At 35.4% G+C, this 1312-nt stretch carries 1 protein-coding gene; it reads right to left on the reverse strand.

Annotated features, from left to right (window positions below):
* On the reverse strand, positions 1–1312 hold a 1312-nt coding region (locus tag HMPREF9629_RS11195), incomplete at both ends, for a methyl-accepting chemotaxis protein (RefSeq protein ID WP_009526478.1).

Below are 1312 nucleotides of genomic sequence, written 5' to 3' on the forward strand. Positions count from 1 at the left end.
CTTGATGCTGCTATCTCTTCAGATGATGCTGTCTGTTCTTCTACTGTCTCTGATGTCTCTTGTACTGATGCTGCATTTTGCTCTGATAGCGCTGATAGACTTTCTATTATTCCCATCAGACTTTCTTTTGTCTTTTCTAATTCTTTCCCTGACTTATTTAATTTTTCTACTGCTTTATTGTTGTTGTCTAATTCTTTTGATATTATGTTGAATTGCTCTCTTGTGTCTTCTACTTTTACTGATTGCTGCTCTACTATCTTTCCTACTTTCTCCATTGTCTCTACTGCTTGTCCTGTCTTTGCTGTCAAATCTGATACTATTTCTTTTATTTCTTCTGTGAATGTGTTTGATTGTTCTGCTAATTTCCTTATTTCTTCTGCTACTACTGCAAATCCTCTTCCTGCTTCTCCTGCTCTTGCTGCTTCTATTGCTGCGTTTAGCGCTAACAGATTTGTTTGGTCTGATATTGATTTTATCATGTCGCTTGCTGATTCTATTTTTATTGCGCTTTCGTTTGTGTTTTGGATTACTTGGGCTACTCCTCCTGCTGCTGTTTGTGATTCTTCTGTTGCTTTTATTAATTCTCTTATTGCTGTCATTCCGCTTTCTTTTGCTTCGTATACTTGTTTTGTTGTTTGGTTTAGTTGTTCTATTATTTCTTCTGTTTGTTTTAGGGCTTTTTCCATTACTTCCATGGATTCTGCTCCTTTTTGCATGTCTTCTGCTTGGGTCATTGCTCCTTGGGATATGTCGTTTATTGCTCTTGATATTTGTTCTGCTCCTTGGGCTGATTGTTCACTTGTTGCTGTTAATTCTTCTGATGATGCTGATACTTGGCTTGCTAAATCGTTTACGTTTGTCATTATTTCTTTCATTGTGTTTTTTACTTGTATTAGGGCTCTTGATATTATTCCTATTTCGTCTTTGTTTTTTGAGTATATTACTGATGGTGATTTGTCTGTTAGGGTTAAATCATATTGTGCCATCCCTTGTACGCACTGGCTTAGTTTTATTATCGGTATTGTTATTGAGTTTGCTACTAAGTATATTACTGCTATTACTATTATCAGTGATATTATGCTTAGTATTATCATAAATTTGCCGAGTGTTGATGATCCTTCTAATACTTCTGCTTTTGGTACTGATAGGGCTAATACCCAGTTTGTGTTTTTTATCGGGTATGTGAAATAAAATCTTTGCACTCCTCCTACTTTTGCCCGGAAAAAGTCTGATTCGGTGTCTAAAAATTTATCCATAAATGGTTGTAATGCTCCATTTTCTACTGTGGACAGATTATCATTGAATGTATATT

This window comes from Peptoanaerobacter stomatis (assembly GCF_000238115.1).
Lineage (GTDB): Bacteria > Bacillota > Clostridia > Peptostreptococcales > Filifactoraceae > Peptoanaerobacter > Peptoanaerobacter stomatis.